At 42.9% G+C, this 15,736-nt stretch carries 18 protein-coding genes, 1 rRNA gene, 2 pseudogenes and 1 other annotated feature; of the genes and pseudogenes, 11 read left to right on the top strand and 10 right to left on the bottom strand.

What is annotated here, in order from left to right; translation table 11 throughout:
• Both B1K52_RS18095 and B1K52_RS00880 read right to left on the bottom strand, forming a co-directional pair.
• Window positions 1–359: ribosomal RNA gene (locus B1K52_RS18095) — 23S ribosomal RNA — on the bottom strand; the annotation flags it as partial.
• 18 nt (window positions 360–377) lie between these two features.
• Window positions 378–1,357, bottom strand: a sequence feature (16S ribosomal RNA rRNA prediction is too short).
• A gap of 393 nt (window positions 1,358–1,750) precedes the next feature.
• Window positions 1,751–4,357 (bottom strand): annotated as a pseudogene (locus tag B1K52_RS00880) (cation-translocating P-type ATPase).
• A 179-nt stretch (window positions 4,358–4,536) separates the two neighbouring features.
• On the opposite strand from B1K52_RS00880, the gene pdaB reads away from it, so the two are divergent.
• Both pdaB and gerD read left to right on the top strand, forming a co-directional pair.
• Window positions 4,537–5,298 carry a polysaccharide deacetylase family sporulation protein PdaB gene (gene pdaB, locus B1K52_RS00875; RefSeq protein WP_077304230.1) on the top strand — a complete coding sequence of 254 codons (762 nt, stop codon included), beginning with the start codon at window positions 4,537–4,539 and terminating at the stop codon, window positions 5,296–5,298.
• 66 nt (window positions 5,299–5,364) lie between these two features.
• A complete protein-coding gene (gene gerD / locus B1K52_RS00870) occupies window positions 5,365–5,934 on the top strand; it encodes a spore germination lipoprotein GerD (protein WP_077304227.1) in 570 nt (189 codons plus the stop codon).
• A 149-nt stretch (window positions 5,935–6,083) separates the two neighbouring features.
• Here gerD and B1K52_RS00865 read toward each other — a convergent pair whose 3' ends face one another.
• Window positions 6,084–7,145, bottom strand: a complete 1,062-nt coding sequence (locus B1K52_RS00865; RefSeq protein ID WP_077304224.1) for an Mrp/NBP35 family ATP-binding protein — start codon at window positions 7,143–7,145, stop codon at window positions 6,084–6,086.
• A 101-nt stretch (window positions 7,146–7,246) separates the two neighbouring features.
• The gene (gene cwlD, locus B1K52_RS00860) at window positions 7,247–7,969 is read right to left on the bottom strand and encodes an N-acetylmuramoyl-L-alanine amidase CwlD (RefSeq protein ID WP_077304221.1); all 723 of its coding nucleotides are present in this window, start codon (window positions 7,967–7,969) and stop codon (window positions 7,247–7,249) included.
• A gap of 132 nt (window positions 7,970–8,101) precedes the next feature.
• Between cwlD and B1K52_RS17635 the strand changes: the two genes are divergently transcribed.
• The 4 genes from B1K52_RS17635 to B1K52_RS00845 all read left to right on the top strand — a co-directional run bounded on the left by B1K52_RS17635 (window position 8,102) and on the right by B1K52_RS00845 (window position 9,413).
• Window positions 8,102–8,305, top strand: a complete 204-nt coding sequence (locus tag B1K52_RS17635; RefSeq protein ID WP_143588802.1) for a hypothetical protein — start codon at window positions 8,102–8,104, stop codon at window positions 8,303–8,305.
• Between the two features lie 67 nt (window positions 8,306–8,372).
• Window positions 8,373–8,765 (top strand): NUDIX hydrolase, encoded by a 393-nt coding sequence (locus B1K52_RS00855; protein WP_077304242.1) that lies wholly within the window; start codon window positions 8,373–8,375, stop codon window positions 8,763–8,765.
• A 13-nt stretch (window positions 8,766–8,778) separates the two neighbouring features.
• Window positions 8,779–8,961, top strand: a complete 183-nt coding sequence (locus B1K52_RS00850) for a hypothetical protein (RefSeq protein ID WP_077304218.1) — start codon at window positions 8,779–8,781, stop codon at window positions 8,959–8,961.
• Window positions 8,962–8,975: 14 nt separating this feature from the next.
• On the top strand, window positions 8,976–9,413 hold the full coding sequence (locus B1K52_RS00845; RefSeq protein WP_077304215.1) for a VOC family protein: 438 nt from the start codon (window positions 8,976–8,978) through the stop codon (window positions 9,411–9,413).
• Window positions 9,414–9,445: 32 nt separating this feature from the next.
• On the opposite strand, the gene B1K52_RS00840 is transcribed toward B1K52_RS00845, so the two are convergent.
• Window positions 9,446–10,315: a cation diffusion facilitator family transporter gene (locus B1K52_RS00840; protein WP_077304212.1), complete on the bottom strand. Its 870-nt coding sequence runs from the start codon at window positions 10,313–10,315 to the stop codon at window positions 9,446–9,448.
• Window positions 10,316–10,543: 228 nt separating this feature from the next.
• Here B1K52_RS00840 and B1K52_RS00835 point away from each other — a divergent pair, with 228 nt between their 5' ends.
• The 3 genes from B1K52_RS00835 to B1K52_RS00830 all read left to right on the top strand — a co-directional run bounded on the left by B1K52_RS00835 (window position 10,544) and on the right by B1K52_RS00830 (window position 11,410).
• A complete protein-coding gene (locus B1K52_RS00835) occupies window positions 10,544–10,741 on the top strand; it encodes a hypothetical protein (protein ID WP_077304209.1) in 198 nt (65 codons plus the stop codon).
• A gap of 85 nt (window positions 10,742–10,826) precedes the next feature.
• Window positions 10,827–10,988 (top strand): hypothetical protein, encoded by a 162-nt coding sequence (locus B1K52_RS17785; RefSeq protein WP_179106414.1) that lies wholly within the window; start codon window positions 10,827–10,829, stop codon window positions 10,986–10,988.
• 83 nt (window positions 10,989–11,071) lie between these two features.
• Window positions 11,072–11,410 (top strand): hypothetical protein, encoded by a 339-nt coding sequence (locus tag B1K52_RS00830; protein WP_256855806.1) that lies wholly within the window; start codon window positions 11,072–11,074, stop codon window positions 11,408–11,410.
• A gap of 160 nt (window positions 11,411–11,570) precedes the next feature.
• Here B1K52_RS00830 and B1K52_RS17780 read toward each other — a convergent pair whose 3' ends face one another.
• Both B1K52_RS17780 and B1K52_RS00820 read right to left on the bottom strand, forming a co-directional pair.
• Window positions 11,571–11,873, bottom strand: a complete 303-nt coding sequence (locus B1K52_RS17780; protein ID WP_179106413.1) for a hypothetical protein — start codon at window positions 11,871–11,873, stop codon at window positions 11,571–11,573.
• Between the two features lie 104 nt (window positions 11,874–11,977).
• Complete coding sequence (locus B1K52_RS00820) at window positions 11,978–12,781, bottom strand: glycerophosphodiester phosphodiesterase family protein (protein ID WP_179106412.1); 804 nt, start codon at window positions 12,779–12,781, stop codon at window positions 11,978–11,980.
• Window positions 12,782–13,027: 246 nt separating this feature from the next.
• Here B1K52_RS00820 and B1K52_RS00815 point away from each other — a divergent pair, with 246 nt between their 5' ends.
• Window positions 13,028–13,417 carry a DUF3221 domain-containing protein gene (locus tag B1K52_RS00815; RefSeq protein ID WP_077304203.1) on the top strand — a complete coding sequence of 130 codons (390 nt, stop codon included), beginning with the start codon at window positions 13,028–13,030 and terminating at the stop codon, window positions 13,415–13,417.
• A 35-nt stretch (window positions 13,418–13,452) separates the two neighbouring features.
• Entirely contained in the window at window positions 13,453–13,767 is a 315-nt protein-coding gene (locus B1K52_RS00810) for a hypothetical protein (RefSeq protein WP_077304199.1), read from the top strand.
• Window positions 13,768–13,855: 88 nt separating this feature from the next.
• On the opposite strand, the pseudogene B1K52_RS18135 reads toward B1K52_RS00810, so the two are convergent.
• The 3 genes and pseudogenes from B1K52_RS18135 to B1K52_RS00795 form a co-directional block, all read right to left on the bottom strand.
• A pseudogene (locus B1K52_RS18135) lies at window positions 13,856–14,467 on the bottom strand (ABC transporter ATP-binding protein).
• Window positions 14,468–14,482: 15 nt separating this feature from the next.
• Window positions 14,483–15,166, bottom strand: coding sequence for a zf-HC2 domain-containing protein (locus B1K52_RS00800; protein WP_077304196.1), 684 nt, complete (start codon window positions 15,164–15,166; stop codon window positions 14,483–14,485).
• Between the two features lie 3 nt (window positions 15,167–15,169).
• A complete protein-coding gene (locus B1K52_RS00795) occupies window positions 15,170–15,655 on the bottom strand; it encodes an RNA polymerase sigma factor (RefSeq protein WP_077304193.1) in 486 nt (161 codons plus the stop codon).
• Window positions 15,656–15,736: the final 81 nt, after the last annotated feature.

Genomic DNA, 15,736 nt, shown 5'->3' with positions numbered 1-15,736 from the left:
GCTGACCTCCTGCGTGCAAAGCAGGCGCTCTCCCAGCTGAGCTAAGGCCCCAAGAAAAAATTAGATGGTGGGCCTAAGTGGACTCGAACCACCGACCTCACGCTTATCAGGCGTGCGCTCTAACCAGCTGAGCTATAGGCCCATCTAAAAGGATATAAGTTTATTACTTGATCCTNCTGCCTCATATCACCTATGTATTCAGTGATACGTACTATCCAATAACGAATAGTGGGTTCCCCCATTCGGAAATCTCCGGATCAAAGCTTACTTACAGCTCCCCGAAGCATATCGGTGTTAGTCCCGTCCTTCATCGGCTCCTAGTGCCAAGGCATCCACCGTGCGCCCTTCTTCACTTAACTAATTAAACGCATGATGCAAAAAAAAATAAACGACAATAAATTGTCATTGCTTTAAAGTTTGATGTTTTGGCATGTTGTTTCTTATCTAGTTTTCAAGGTTCAGAATATATANTTAACTTCAGCACTAAGGGGCGGAAACCCCCTAACACCTAGCACTCATCGTTTACGGCGTGGACTACCAGGGTATCTAATCCTGTTTGCTCCCCACGCTTTCGCGCCTCAGCGTCAGTTACAGACCAGAGAGTCGCCTTCGCCACTGGTGTTCCTCCACATATCTACGCATTTCACCGCTACACGTGGAATTCCACTCTCCTCTTCTGCACTCAAGTTCCCCAGTTTCCAATGACCCTCCACAGTTAAGCTGTGGGCTTTCACATCAGACTTAAGAAACCGCCTACACGCCCTTTACGCCCAATAATTCCGGACAACGCTTGCCCCCTACGTATTACCGCGGCTGCTGGCACGTAGTTAGCCGGGGCTTTCTGGTCAGGTACCGTCAAGGTACGAGCAGTTACTCTCGTACTTGTTCTTCCCTGACAACAGAGCTTTACGACCCGAAGGCCTTCATCGCTCACGCGGCGTTGCTCCGTCAGACTTTCGTCCATTGCGGAAGATTCCCTACTGCTGCCTCCCGTAGGAGTCTGGGCCGTGTCTCAGTCCCAGTGTGGCCGATCACCCTCTCAGGTCGGCTATGCATCGTCGCCTTGGTGGGCCATTACCCCACCAACTAGCTAATGCACCGCGGGCCCATCTGTAAGTGACAGCCGAAACCGTCTTTCCATTTTCAATCAGGAGAAAGAAAATACTATCCGGTATTAGCCCCGGTTTCCCGGAGTTATCCCAGTCTTACAGGCAGGTTGCCCACGTGTTACTCACCCGTCCGCCGCTCATTCCACTAGAATCACCCCGAAGGGGTCATCTAGCTTCCTGCGCTCGACTTGCATGTATTAGGCACGCCGCCAGCGTTCGTCCTGAGCCAAGATCAAACTCTCCATGAAAGTGTGATGCTTTGCTTCTTGCGCTGACGTTGATCTTATAAAAGACCATGTCGTTTAGTTCGTAATTGGTTGTTTTGTTCAGTTTTCAAGAATCAAGTTGTTGTCGTTTGTTTCAGCGACTTAAACATCTTATCATGTCTTCGTTGTTTCTGTCAACAACTTTTTCAAAAGAACTTGATAATTTGTTTGGCGTGTTTTTTTGTCTTACCTTAGCGCCGTTTAATAGTATACGACCAATCCGAATAGGAGTCAACACCTTTTTTGTATTAAAATTTGAAAACCACTGTGAGCCCTCTATGGAGCTTTCAAGCCACCTTGCAGACTCCGTCATCCAATGCCGCAGAAGCTTATCTTACCACAAAAAAAGCCCCATTGAAATGGAGCTTTTCCTGTTTATCTCTTCATACGGATTGCTTTTATAATCTCCATTAAGATAACAGCGGCAAGTGCTAGACCTGCAGCAACAGACCATTCTCCCCAGCCAAATGCAGCCGGTATGGAGAAGATGCTGCGCACACCTGGCAATACTGTCACGCCGTAAAGTAAAAAACAAATGACTACTGCGCCAATTACATACTTGTTCGATAGAAATCCTGCTTTAAAGATTGTTTGCGTATTTGATCTTGCGGAAAAAGTTTGCAGCGTTCTAGCCAAAATAAGTGTAGTAAACGCCATCGCAATTCCCATTACCGCAGAATCCTGTAATCCGATATAGAAGGAGATAATCACAGCCACCCTATCAGCACCCCTCGAATCAGTACACTTTGCAGCGTGCCGCCAGAAAAGATACCCTCGCTTATATTTCGTGGTTTCCGCTTCATTACATCCGGTTCTTCTTTTTCCATTCCAAGAGCGAGTGCAGGTAGGGAGTCGTTAATCAAATTAATAAATAAAAGCTGGAGAGCAGTAAATGGATTCGGCATGTTCAGAAATACTGCAAACAAAATGGCAATGATGGCACCAAGGTTTCCAGCAAACAAATAGCCAATCGCTTTCTTGATATTATCAAATACGGTTCTTCCTACCCCAACCGCATTAACAATAGAAACGAAATTATCATCTGCTAATACCATGGCTGCTGAATCTTTAGCTACATCTGTTCCGCTTCCCATTGCAATTCTCAAAGCAGGTGCATCATTCACACCATCTCCTGTCATCGCAGTAATAGCTCCTCTATTCTGCCAAGCTTGGACTATTCTGATCTTGTTTTCTGGGGAGACACGGACATATACAGATATGCGTCCTAATTTCTCATTCAGTTCCTCATCTGATAAATTATCCAAGCCCTTGCCAGTCAGAGCCAAATCACCTTCTTCCATCAAACCAATCTCTTTCCCGATCGCTTGCGCAGTGGTCTTATGATCGCCGGTAATCATAATACTCCGAATCCCAGCATTTCTCGCTTCTGCAATGGAGGCAGGAACTGCTTCGCGCGGCGGGTCAATCATAGCTGTCAGACCAACAAATACAAGATCTTGTTCATCTTCCACAACCAAAGTATCTTTGTCCTCCGAGACGTTTTTATATCCATACGCTAGCACGCCAGCGCATTATTGGAGAATGCTTTGTTCTGGTTCTGCAATTCCTGAAGATGATCTTTATCCAAAGGACGCTCTTCTCCATCTATTAGTATGTGTGTACATCGATTGAACACCACATCCGGTCCGCCTTTAGTTAGCATTTGTCTTTTTCCATTCAGGTGATAAACCGTCGACATCATCTTACGGTCCGAATCAAATGGTAGCTCTAGTTCTCTTTTCTTTTCGCAGGTGCACCGGATTCAGCCCCATCTTCTTCCCAAAATGTATGAGCGCTGTTTCTGTTGGATCTCCAATCTCACTTCCTTCTTCACTCACTGTTGCATCATTGCATAAGACAGCAATGTGCAGCAGAAGCTGTTCCTGCTGGCTTCTGTCCGACTCGTTATCCGCTATCTTACTGTTTTGGCCTGGGATGTATGTATCTGTAACGGTCATCTGGTTCTGTGTTAAAGTCCCTGTTTTATCCGTACATATGACGCGTGTAGAGCCTAGCGTCTCGACTGCAGGCAGCCTCCGGATAATTGCCTGCTGCTTGGCCATCTTAGTAGTTCCCACTGCCATGACAATGGTAACAATAGAAGACAATGCCTCTGGAATGGCTGCTACAGCTACTGCAACAGAAAATGTGAAAGCATTGAGAAATCCTTGGGTCATATCAGCTTGACCATCACCAAACCACAAACGTAATGCTTGTGCTGCAAAGATTAGAATGCATAATATTAAGACCCCAATCCCAAGCCGCTTACTGAATTCATCCAGCTTTTTCTGTAATGGGGTTTGTTTGGATTCCGCCGTTTCAATCATATCGGCAATACGACCAATCTCAGTGTCCTGCGCAATCGCCGTTACCACAAAGTTTCCTCTTCCATTCACAACAAGCGATCCGCTATGTACCATGTTGAAGCAATCTCCAATTGATACTTCTTCTTCTATTACATCTATCTTCTTTTCAGCAGCTTCCGATTCTCCTGTCAGCATACCTTCATTGATTTTTAATGTTTCACCGCTAATTAGCCTGCCATCTGCAGGCACATAATCTCCCGCATCCAGCTGTACTATGTCTCCTTTCGACAGTTCCCTGGCTGGTACCGTTTTGCTTTCCCCGTCTCGTACAACCTTAGCTGAAGGGTCTGACATTTCCTGTAGCGCTTCTAATGAGCTTTCCGCTTTCCTTGTCTGTACGACACTAATGACACTATTCAGCAAAATAACCAGGAAGATAATAATCGATTCCACCACTTCTCCTAATGCCGGCTGCACTGCTGCAACTACAATCAATACAATGACCATTGCATCTTTAAATGTTGCGAGAAACAGCTTCCATACGGGTATCTTTTCCTTTCAGTTCATTGAAACCCTCGGCTTCCAATCTTCGCTGAGATTCAACTTCTGCCAATCCCTCCAGCGATGTCCCTTGCTCTTGTAACACATCATATGCATTCATCCGGTAAGCTTTCACTAAATCGCCCCTTTCCAGAATATCTCCTAATTAGTTTCCCAAAAAAGCACAAATCTGAACCAACCTTTTTGTAAAATTCCTGTTATTTCTCACCTCCGCCAGAGACAAGCATCATGTTCCCGGACAGGCATGCATAGAATGGAACTACATTACTGCGAACAACGAAGGGAATGATAGGCATGCAGCACTTTTATGTATTCCGTTTCAACAAGTGGAAAAGGTGGGCATTCGTCGTAGCGGCGGCGATGTTCACAGCTTTAATCATCTGGATGGAGACGAGCAGCTCGCTGTCGGTCTTTTCTTCAAAAGAAAAGCCTGCAGCACTGACACAAGGAAATAAAGACGAGCCCAATATCGCGCTTACCTTCAATATCAGCTGGGGTGACACACAAGCTCTCCCTATCTTGGATGAACTGAAAGAACAAAATGTAAAAGCCACCTTCTTCGTCAGCGGAGAGTGGGCAGAGCGTCATCCCCAGATTATCGACCGCATTGTCGAAGATAAGCATGAACTCGGAATGATGGGATACCGCTACAAAAGCTATATCGAACAGGAACCTGCACAAATACGAAAAGATCTTACGTATGCAAAAGAAATATTCCGCAAGCTCGGGCATGAAGATATTGAGCTGCTCCGCGCACCGACTGGAGATTTTAATACAGAGATTATCCAGCTATCCGAAACACTTGGACTAAAGGTTATTCAATATAGCGTTAATCCAAAAGACTGGCGCAACCCCGGCACGCAGCTTATTGTAGATGAAGTAATAGAAGAAGCTGACAACGGCGATATCATCCAACTACACGCATCCGATTCTGTTAAGCAGACGGCAAAAGCACTGGAAACCATCTTACCGGCATTAAAAAACAAAGGGTATCACTACGTCACAGTCAGTGAGCTGATTGCTGGTGGTTCTGCGGAATTGAAAGAAGTGAATTAAATGTATAACTACCGCTCCTTCTGCAGAAAGTAAGTATACTTACTACACTGGAAGGAGCACGTGTCTATGTATGTTCGAATAGTGCCGATCTTGTTCTTATCTCTTTTCGTGCTTGCTTCATGCACAGGCGGCGGCCAAGCCGCAGAAAGCAGCCAGCCCGATTATGATACGACGAAACAGATGGTAGCCGATATATTGAAGACAGATGAAGGCAAAAAAGCTATTTCAGAAGTTATGTCAGATGAAACGATGCAGGACCTGGTATCTCTAGACGCCAGCAAAGTAGAAGATGCAATTAACAAGTCCTGGACATCAGAAGAAGGACAGAAGTTCTGGAAAGAGCGTTTTGAGGATCCAGAGTTTGTCGCAGCCTTCGCCAAAAACATTGGTCCTGAACAGAAGAAGCTCATTAAAGAAATGATGAATGACTCTGATTTCCAAAAGCAGGTACTTCAGATTATGCAAGACCCGAAAATGCAGGAGCAAATGCTCAACGTAATGAAGAGTCAGGAATTCCGCAAAGAAATAGAGAAAACAATCCAAGAATCCGCGGAAACACCGATGTTCGAACAAAAGCTGATGCAAACCGTCCAAAAAGCACTGGAAGAAGCGCAATCTAAACAAAAAGAGAAATAAAAAACGAGCCCTATTCCATAATTATATGGTTTAGGACTCGTTTTAAATTATATTTGTATCACCGAACTCCGCTACTGGCTGAAGATAGATGCAACCCGCCAGCCCTGAGATATAAAAATACGGAGAGCTCTTGTGCTCTCCGCATGTTCTTATTGCATATACTTTTCAAGAATAGCCCGTGCTAAGTCATCATACGCGTCACCAAGCGGATGATCTTCTTGGTAAACCGCTGGCGCAAACACATCTTCTTCTTTATAAGGCTGTGCTAGCGGCAAACGGCCTATTACTTCTGTATCGAGTGCGTCTGCCAGCTTGTCCCCGCCGCCTTTGCCAAAGACGTATTCTTTCTCGCCTGTTGCCTGCACTTCATAATATGCCATGTTCTCCACTACACCAAGAATCTCATGCTCGGTGCGAAGTGCCATTTGGCCTGCTCGTGCTGCAACAAATGCTGCGTTTGGATGCGGTGTGGTAACAATGATTTCTTTAGAAGAAGGCAGCATTGTGTGAATGTCTAGGGCTACATCGCCAGTTCCTGGTGGCAGGTCGACTAGCAAGTAGTCCAGATCATCGCCCCATTTCACTTCTTTAAAGAAGCTTGTCAGCATCTTACCAAGCATTGGGCCACGCCAAATAACAGGTCCATTATCCTCAACGAAGAAGCCCATTGAAATAATCTTCACACCAAAACGCTCTACTGGTGTAATCTTGTCGTCTACCACTTCCGGACGTTTCTCTATTCCCATCATCTCCGGTACACTAAAGCCGTAAATATCTGCATCAATAATACCGACTTTAAAACCAATTCGTGCTAGTGCAACAGCAAGGTTTACCGTTACAGTCGATTTACCAACACCGCCCTTACCACTTGCGATATTAATAAATTTAGTTTTCGTATTTTTGTCCAGCAAGGAACTCTGCTGACTCGGTGCCTCGCTCTGACTATACCGATCGACTACCTCCTGCGGCAGCTGATCAAAGCGCAATCCTACTGTTGCAGCGCCTGCGCTTTTCAATACGTTAACAATTTCCTGCTGCAGCTGCATCTGTTCTGCTGTATTCGTTTTGCCGACTAAGATTTTTACACTAACATGGTGCTTCTCTTCCTTAATTCGGATATCTGTGATTGCACCAGTTTCTCCTAGTGTCGTATGTAAAAAAGGATCTTCAATAACATTCAGAAGCTCCCGCACTTTATCTTCTGTTACCATGTGAATGCCCCCTACCTAGCTTGTCTAAGGAAAACGTTTTCCAGACTGCTTTTACCGCTAGTATAACATATTCTTAGCAAAGCTAGGCAAGCGGTGCTCGTTCACTCATCTTCTGGCAGTTTCTCTGTCGTATAGCGGAGTATGCCTTCATATATACTGAACGCCATTTTATCCTGGTACACATCATCTTTCAGCAGTTCCAGCTCCCTTGGGTTGGACATAAAACCGATCTCAACCAGTGCACCTGCCGGTTTTGTATGCTTCAGAAGATACATCGTATTCAGTGCTAGCGGCACTCGCTTTGTATTCTCCAAATTTCGTTTGATTTCATCCTGAATAAATGTAGCCAGCGCTTTACTGCCTTCTTTATCTTTATTGTAAAATGTTTGCGCGCCAGACCATTGTGTAGCAAGCAGTGCATTTGTATGAATGCTGATATAAAAGTCCGCTTCCTTTTCCTCTATAAAGGCTACACGATTCCGGATATCCTCTGATTTCCGCCGTGACAGACCTTTCGTATCTTCATCAGCCAAATCCACATCTGCTTCTCTCGTCAAGTAGACAAGCGCACCTGCCTGCTGTAAATAATCCCGAAGCGATTCTGAAACAGCCAAGGTAATCCCTGCCTCCTGGGTACCATCGGCCCCTTCTGCACCACCATCTACGCCGCCGTGTCCCGGGTCAATGACAATTGTCTTCCCCGCTAGCGGCAGCGACCAAGAATGGGAAGATTCTTCTGTCGTCACGATTCTTGGTACATAGTAAGCGAGCAGCATAATAAATAAAGCACCTGCAACGGCACCTGCAATCCACCTTCTCGTCATTCCAGCTTCCTCCCATACCGCACATTTGTACACTATATGGGACAACCGTTCCGAATATACACTGTTCTTTGGATTTCATACTGGCACTGGTATAATAAAACTATATCTAGATTGAAGAAAAGGACGTACAATATGAAATTCGATAACCAGACTAGAAGATTGTATCTAAATGTTGGGATCTATGTCGTGCTGGGTGGGTTGAGTGTACTGCTCTATCTTCTCCACGATAACCTTATTATCACAGGAGTTTGTATGTTAGTGAGCTACTTGATCAGCTACAGTATCTCCAACCACTTCTACCCGCGCAGCAACGATACTATCTATCCAAAAGATTAAAGGAGTTCTGACGGTGGCCAATTATATCCTTGAATTACGCAAATTCGTCGGCAGCCGCCCGCTTGTCATGGCAGGAGCCGGGGTAATTGTCCGAAATGAAGCAGATGAGCTATTGCTGCAGCTTCGGGCTGATACAAAAGATTGGGGCCTGCCTGGCGGCTCGATGGAGCTGGGTGAGTCATTGGAAGACACTGCAAAGCGGGAACTTTTTGAAGAGACAGGTTTACATGCAGAAGGCTTTCGCTTTTTGCGTATGTGCTCCGGTCCGGAATTCTACGCAAAATACCCAAACGGAGATGAGGTTTACAACGTCATTTCTGTCTACGAAGCCCACAGCGTATCAGGCGAATTCGCCATGCTTGATGGCGAAAGTTTAGACCTGCGTTACTTTGCACTAGACGATTTGCCTGAACTCAATCACATCACCCAGAAGATGCTTTCTGGCCTACTTATTCCATAAAGGGGCTACTACCATGACACGAAAAACCTTGATGTACCTGTTCATCATGCTGACCGGTTTTGCCATTGGCATTTACAGCAACTTCCCTAATATAGGCACATTATTGCTTATGGCGGTGCTTATTGCCGCAGCAGTCATCATGATCCTTTACAACATCAGCATAGGGTTGAAAAACCGGCGGCAAAATAAACGATAGGAGTGTTTGCCGATATGAATCAGATTAACTTAATTTGCTTAGGTGTAAGAAATATACAAGCTTCTCTTGCCTTCTACCGTGATGGATTAGATTTTGAAACAAGCGTAAAAGAAAATTCGCCTAATATCGTCTTCTTCAATAACAACGGAACAAAGCTGGAACTGTTTCCACTCGAGCAATTACAAAAAGATATCGGCGCAGACAATCCGCCCGAATTAAGTACTGGCGGCTTTCCTGGCTTCACACTCGCATACAATGCCAAGACAGAACAAGAAGTAGACTATGTCATCGAAAAGGCCGCCCGAGCTGGTGCCACGATTATCAAACAGCCGCAGCGCGTCGATTGGGGAGGCTACAGTGGTTACTTCACCGATCCTGACGGTTATTATTGGGAAGTAGCCTTCAGCGAGCATTGGAAATTCGACGAAAATAATATGCTGATTATTGACTAAAGTAAAAGCCAGAAGCATGCCGCTTCTGGCTTTTACTGTGGTTCAACATGGACATTTACCCAATAGACACCGTGTTCTCTTTTCAATGTCTTTTCGACTGTCGTGGCTACATCATGTGCTTTGCGGATATCCAACGTAGAATTCACCAATATTTCCGTATCCACTATCGCATTATTGCCATAGCTTCTCGCTTTCATTGTTTTAATTCCCTTTACACCTTGAATCTGCAGGATTGTCTCGGTATATGCTGCCATTAATGTCTCATCAAATCCGTCCGTCAGCTGGTGAGAAGCAGAGGCAAAAATATCCCATGCTGTTTTGCAGATAATGAGTCCAACTAGAATAGCAGCCACCGGATCAAGCCAAGTTAATCCGAGCTGAGAACCAAATATACCTACAACGGTTCCAACACTCACGAGTGCATCAGACAGGTTATCCTTTGCTGCTGCTTTGACGGATTGACTGTTTATCTTGGCACCGAGCCGCATATTATACCGATAAACCCCAAACATAACGACCGCACCGAAAATACCTGTCCATGCCGCCAGCATATCGGGTGCCTCATTCGACCCATCAAATACATTCAGCACCGCCGTATACAGTACTTGCAAACCTACTGTCATCATAATGAAAGACGCAATCAGACTTGCGACGGTCTCTGCTTTCCAGTGTCCATATGGATGATCAGCATCCGGCGGCTTCCTCGCCAGCTTCAACCCAATCAGTACAGCAACAGAAGCGACAATATCGGTGGCATTATTCAAACCATCCGCCCGCAGTGCAGCCGACCCGCTTATAATTCCGACAATCAATTTCAAAGAAGACAGAACAAGGTAAGCGCCGATACTAATATAGACACCGCGCTCGCCCATCTTCAGCTCCTTGTATTTTTCATTTTCCAATGCCTCGTCAGCCCTTTCATTCCAGTTCCATCATCATAGCAGTCTGAAAGCAGGTGGGTCTATAGCAATGATTTTTCAATCTCCCATATGAATAGCCAGCAGCTAATAGTTTTTCCCTAAGCAAAAGCGCAGATAATTCATAAAAGGTGAGCTAATCAAACGATTGATTAAATTAGGCACTACCCGCCCATTTCTGCATATGCTAGCGTGAGGAAGGAGCGATGATCAGTGAACAATAATACGGTCATTGTGGAAGAGGAAAGATATGAATTCATCGCTACGGTCATTTCCTATATAGGCCTGATATTAACTATGATCGGAGCAACAATTGCCCTATGCATTTCATATAAATCCTATAAACGATCACTGGAAAACGCTGCGAACGGAAACGGTAATACAGCATTTACAACATCATTTATTGCATAAGCATGAAAATGCCTCTTGTTTACTACAATGTTAGCGGAGGCTCTTTTAATGAGCTTCAAAAAGACAAGCCGGAGGAGGAAGAGAAATGAAGGATGACCTGGAACAACGCATTCGCCTGCTGGAATTGGAAGTGGAGAAACTCAAAGAAGAAAACAAACAACCCAGCCACACTTGGGTATGGGCTTTTGTTCCGATACTTGCATTATGTATTCCAGTCTTGGCTATTCTCCGCGATACATTTCAATAAAAAATCACGTATTATTTAGGCTGCTGTCCTGCGCCTTCCGCTTCTGCCCGTCATACACTGGCACAGAAAGGAAGGTGTTTTTCATGCAAGAACAAAATCAAATGTTAGTACCTTACCAAACGAATCAGCAAGTGTCTTATTCTTATCCTGTTCATACAGACGAATACCGTCGCCGCCCAGGCTTTGGCTTCGGACGTCCTGGTTTTGGTTACGGCCGCCCAGGTTTCGGCTATGGTCGTCCTGGCTACGGCTACGGCCGCCCAGGTTTTGGCTATGGCTATGGATACGGCGGACCATTCCTAGGCGGTGTTGTAGGCGGTCTGCTTGGCAGCAGCTTGTTATATCCGAATTATTATAACCAGCCTACGCCTTATTATCCTCCATATAATCCGTACTATAGTAACCAATATTACGGATATTAATATAGATGAAGAGGGATGCAGCTAGTCCCTCTTCTTCCTTTGGTTTCGTTTTATGTAAATTGAAGCTGCTACGTTATTCAACACCCATAGAACAGCAATATCAACTAAACTTGCGACACTTCCGCTAAATAAGACATACCGCTTCTGCGGCATGCCTTATTTAGTAACCTTTGCCTCTTTGGCTCATTTTTACAATTGCCGCAATCACCATTAATGCACCCGGTAAAAGGAAATATAATAATACCGCATACACACCAATAGCTGCTGCTACAATAAGCAGAACACCGCCAAGAATCGATTTCTTATCAAGTAAGAGTGCGGCAATAATGCCCAGAATTCCTGCTGCAATTCCAAGTAACCCGAAATTGCCGACTGTATACGTACTTTCAATCAATGTTAAAAACATAGCTAGAATAGAAGCAATAATACCAAAAATGCTTCCTACAATTCCTACTACCTTCATGCCTAACGACTCCCTTCCATGCTGCAATTATCTTATTTCTATATCACCCCAGATCGAAGCTAAACCTTCAGAAATAAAAAAAGGAATAAATCACTAGTTATGATTTACTCCTGTTTCTCCGCTATGTTGGCTAAATAAGCTGGATCATCTGAAAAAATACCATCCACATTGTAGCGAAGCATCTCCTCTGTCCACTCTCTTTCATCACCACGGTAATAGGCGTGAACCTCCAACCCATTCATTTGAATGAGGTCAACTAGAGATTTGTCCAGCATTCCCGCATAAATCCCAACACCCACAGCCTTCTTCTGGAAGTCTTGTAAATTGTCTGCATCCAGCTGTTCTACCTCTTTCTTCTTAAGCAGCTGAACGAGCGTAAGCGCTGGATTTAAATCATGCAGCGCATTGACGCTAGCTTCACTGAATGACTGTAAAATGACTTGGCGCTTCGGAATACGATGCCGCTCCAGCAATTGCAGCAAGTCCTCCTCCATAATTAGTTCCCCGTCGTCACTCTCACGTGTTTCAATATAATAGTTCACGCTATCTCCGTACCGTTCCAAAATCTCTTCTAATGATGGCACCGACTGCCCTTCTCCTGCATCTAATGTCTTTAACTCCATTAACGTCATATTCTCAACCAGACCTTTACCATCTGTCGTTCTGTCAACTGTATCATCATGCATCGCAATCAGCTCATTATCCGCTGTTTTACGCAAATCAATTTCGATATAATCTGCCCCATCTTCCAAAGCTTGGTCGTAGGCACGGAATGTATGCTCCGGCTCTACCGCAGAAGCCCCGCGGTGGGCAATTACTAGTAATTCATTATTGGTTCCATTGGCCGCTTCTGTGCCAACTAAAGTACAACCAGCTAATAACAATACACCTGCAGCTAACATAATCATCGTAAATTTCTTCATACTATCAATTTAAAAGAGCAGCGTGAAGATTCCATGTAGCAGAAGTTAAGAATTATGGGAGAATCATTCAGCCATTTACATTGGCTTTATATAAGTATCGTACAATTCATATAACAGATAAGTTTTACAGGGATAAGATTCGAATTCCATATTTAATGCTTCCGCAAAGTGTCTTAGGAAGGAACATTTGTCGCAATGGAGAATGTAATTACAATGAGGGGGGTGAGATAGATGAACAAAAAACGAATACGTCTTTTTATCCTACTCGCAACCTCCCTGGGAATATTAATCTTCGCTGCATTTCTAGCATTCACATTTATCCCGACTCACACAGGCGTTATAGCAGAAGTACAACATAACGAGGAAACCGGCCGGCATTCTATTTGGGTAGTACAAGGCTCCTCAGCAGATATAAACAACAAGTCTGAAGCGGAATTAGCTGAACGGTATAAGTACCAAGGAATTATATTTAAATTACCTTCGTATCTCCCCGAAAGAGTAAAGCAGGATTTATCTGCAGGCCAAGAAGTGAAAATCTATATTAATGGAAAAATTCAAGAGTCTGGTCCTGGCGGCGGTAAAGCTTATTGGGTAACTGCCGTTAAGAAGGAAGAGTATTAGTGGTATAGGAAGTAGGCATAGGAGGAAAAACTGTTATGACACCATCTGAATGGCTACACTTACAAGATGTAAGTTTCACTGATATCGATTTTATTGAGACAGTAATTATAAATCAATCCATGTATGAACAAGGGCGCGTAAATGAGATGCAGCTGCGTGCGCTAATGAATCAGCATTTTCCTAACCATACCTATCAAACCTTTAAAGCCATGAAGCTGGAGAATTTTAATATGCTGCTTCTGGTTAATCATATCTTTGTGAACGGAAGAGATATTCTCTATCGATACAAGGAGCTAGGGCTTTGCACAGTTTTTTGTTCCCGAGTTCTAAGAGAGAAAACAACAGGCTAATAGTTTGTCCTACACTCGAGCATATATCATCCATTAGCCTTCACTTCATAATGCAGCTCGACAAATTGATTAAATGTTCTAGTCCCCTTTAAGACAAGATTTCATCAGCAATATATTCGACATCAGAAACAATGTGAGTAGATAGAATGATAATTTTTTCTTTTGAAAAAGAACTAATTAGATTTCTAAACCGAACCCTTTCTTTTGGATCCAAACCAACTGTTGGTTCGTCTAAAATCAATACTTTTGGGTCATTTATCATTGCTTGTGCAATTCCTAAACGCTGTTTCATTCCACCAGAGTATTTCTTGATTTTTTTATTTTTTACAGCCTCCAAACCGACCATATGTAATAATTCATTACATTTCTCTTTAGCTGTTTTATTATCTAATCCTTTTAAAGCTGCCATATATAATAAAAATTTAAGTCCTGTAAAATCAGGATAATATCAAAAATCTTGAGGTAAGAACCCTAATATAGATCGAAATGGAACAGATTTTTCATTAGTATCTTCACCGTTATAAATAACCGTCCCCTCATTTGCCTTAATAACACCGCAAATAACGCGCATTAACGTCGTTTTGCCTGATCCGTTTGCACCAAGCAAACCGTAAACACCCGATTCAAGTACAACAGAAATATCATTTAACACTATATTTTTTTCAAATTTCTTAGTTATATTATTGATTTCTAAAGTCATATAGCCCAACCCCCTCTAGTTAATATCTACATTGTTGTATAAATCCTTTAATAATATTTCTTCTGTACTGTTTTTATAGATAATCTGCAATTTGTCTTCATCTGTCAATGTTTTTTCTTCCCCATTAGGCAGCAATAAGGTATTCTTATCCAAAAATGTATATGTGCTATCCGTACCATCTTGGAGGGAATTAGCTAAATCTGAAAACTGATTTAATTTTGCATCAGTAAAAAAGTTCCAACTTTCGTATACGATAATCTGATTCTCATACTCTTGATCCCCATATTCTTTCTTAACTAAAAGATATCGATTATCTTTTTTTGTTTGAAAAGTGACTGTGACAACATTATCTTGATGATGAATAGTCGTCTGCACATTATTTTCATCTGCTACCCACATATGGACAAAAAGAAAATAATAACTAATAGTTAAGAGAAGAAATAAGGATAACATTGTCCCTATAATCATAAAAATCTTTTTTTTACTTTTGGAACGCACCTTTTTCAAATAGTCTACTTTTTTCTTCTCGTCTTTTCGTTCATTTATGTGTTCAATGAATAATTCTTCTCGCATTTCATTTACATATTCCCGGCAGTTTTCACATTGCTCCATATGTTGTTCCATTTGTCTATTCGTCTCTTCGCTCGTTAAATTTTCTAGATAGTTTGGAACTAAATCTCTAAAAACATCATGATTCATACCCTATTCACCCTTTCGTATATGTTGTTTAGCACGATAAAATGTTACTCTCGCCCAATTCTCTGATTCTCCTAAGATAGAGCCGATTTCTTTAAAAGATAAATCCCCCAATAGCCTAAGATAAATAACTTCCCTCTTTTTCTCACTAAGCTGATGCGTTTGTTTGAAAAAATGTATTTTATCTTCATTTCTAAAGTAATCTTCTTCCAAGTTATAAGATAATGCATTTTCGCCACTTAATGATTCCGCCAATTGATGCCTTTTCTTTTCACGATTCAGTTCCTGTAGCCACACGTTTTTCGCAATCGAACAGAGCCATGTAGAAAATTTTGCTTTTCCGTTATTGTGGAAGTTGTCAATAGACTTAATCGCCTGATAAAACGTCTCTTGTGTCATTTCTTCGGCAGACTGATAATCATTATTGGTTAGAGTTAATAAATATTTAAAGACAAAGTCCGCATATTCTTGATAGACATCTTCTGTGTTCACCATGTCCCTCCTTTTCATATATTAAGCAAAACCCTCTAAAAGTTTACTCATCTATATATCCAAAAGAATGATGATTCGTTA

The organism is Terribacillus halophilus (assembly GCF_900162685.1).
GTDB lineage: Bacteria > Bacillota > Bacilli > Bacillales > Amphibacillaceae > Terribacillus > Terribacillus halophilus_A.
The sequence above is the reverse complement of the archived record's forward strand: the minus strand, read 5'-3'. Positions and strand labels throughout refer to the sequence as shown.

Excerpts from the sequence above, each read along its gene's own strand:
- B1K52_RS00850 (WP_077304218.1), top strand. The coding sequence starts at position 8,779 with ATGACACGAAAAACCTTGATGTACCTGTTCATCATGCTGACCGGTTTT.
- B1K52_RS00845 (WP_077304215.1), top strand. The coding sequence starts at position 8,976 with ATGAATCAGATTAACTTAATTTGCTTAGGTGTAAGAAATATACAAGCT.
- gerD (WP_077304227.1), top strand. The coding sequence starts at position 5,365 with ATGTATGTTCGAATAGTGCCGATCTTGTTCTTATCTCTTTTCGTGCTT.
- B1K52_RS00830 (WP_256855806.1), top strand. The coding sequence starts at position 11,072 with ATGCAAGAACAAAATCAAATGTTAGTACCTTACCAAACGAATCAGCAA.
- B1K52_RS00815 (WP_077304203.1), top strand. The coding sequence starts at position 13,028 with ATGAACAAAAAACGAATACGTCTTTTTATCCTACTCGCAACCTCCCTG.
- B1K52_RS00800 (WP_077304196.1), bottom strand. The coding sequence starts at position 15,166 with ATGAATCATGATGTTTTTAGAGATTTAGTTCCAAACTATCTAGAAAAT.
- B1K52_RS17785 (WP_179106414.1), top strand. The coding sequence starts at position 10,827 with ATGAAGGATGACCTGGAACAACGCATTCGCCTGCTGGAATTGGAAGTG.
- B1K52_RS17635 (WP_143588802.1), top strand. The coding sequence starts at position 8,102 with ATGAAATTCGATAACCAGACTAGAAGATTGTATCTAAATGTTGGGATC.
- B1K52_RS00855 (WP_077304242.1), top strand. The coding sequence starts at position 8,373 with ATGGCAGGAGCCGGGGTAATTGTCCGAAATGAAGCAGATGAGCTATTG.
- B1K52_RS17780 (WP_179106413.1), bottom strand. The coding sequence starts at position 11,873 with ATGAAGGTAGTAGGAATTGTAGGAAGCATTTTTGGTATTATTGCTTCT.
- B1K52_RS00865 (WP_077304224.1), bottom strand. The coding sequence starts at position 7,145 with ATGGTAACAGAAGATAAAGTGCGGGAGCTTCTGAATGTTATTGAAGAT.
- cwlD (WP_077304221.1), bottom strand. The coding sequence starts at position 7,969 with ATGACGAGAAGGTGGATTGCAGGTGCCGTTGCAGGTGCTTTATTTATT.
- B1K52_RS00820 (WP_179106412.1), bottom strand. The coding sequence starts at position 12,781 with ATGATTATGTTAGCTGCAGGTGTATTGTTATTAGCTGGTTGTACTTTA.
- B1K52_RS00810 (WP_077304199.1), top strand. The coding sequence starts at position 13,453 with ATGACACCATCTGAATGGCTACACTTACAAGATGTAAGTTTCACTGAT.
- pdaB (WP_077304230.1), top strand. The coding sequence starts at position 4,537 with ATGCAGCACTTTTATGTATTCCGTTTCAACAAGTGGAAAAGGTGGGCA.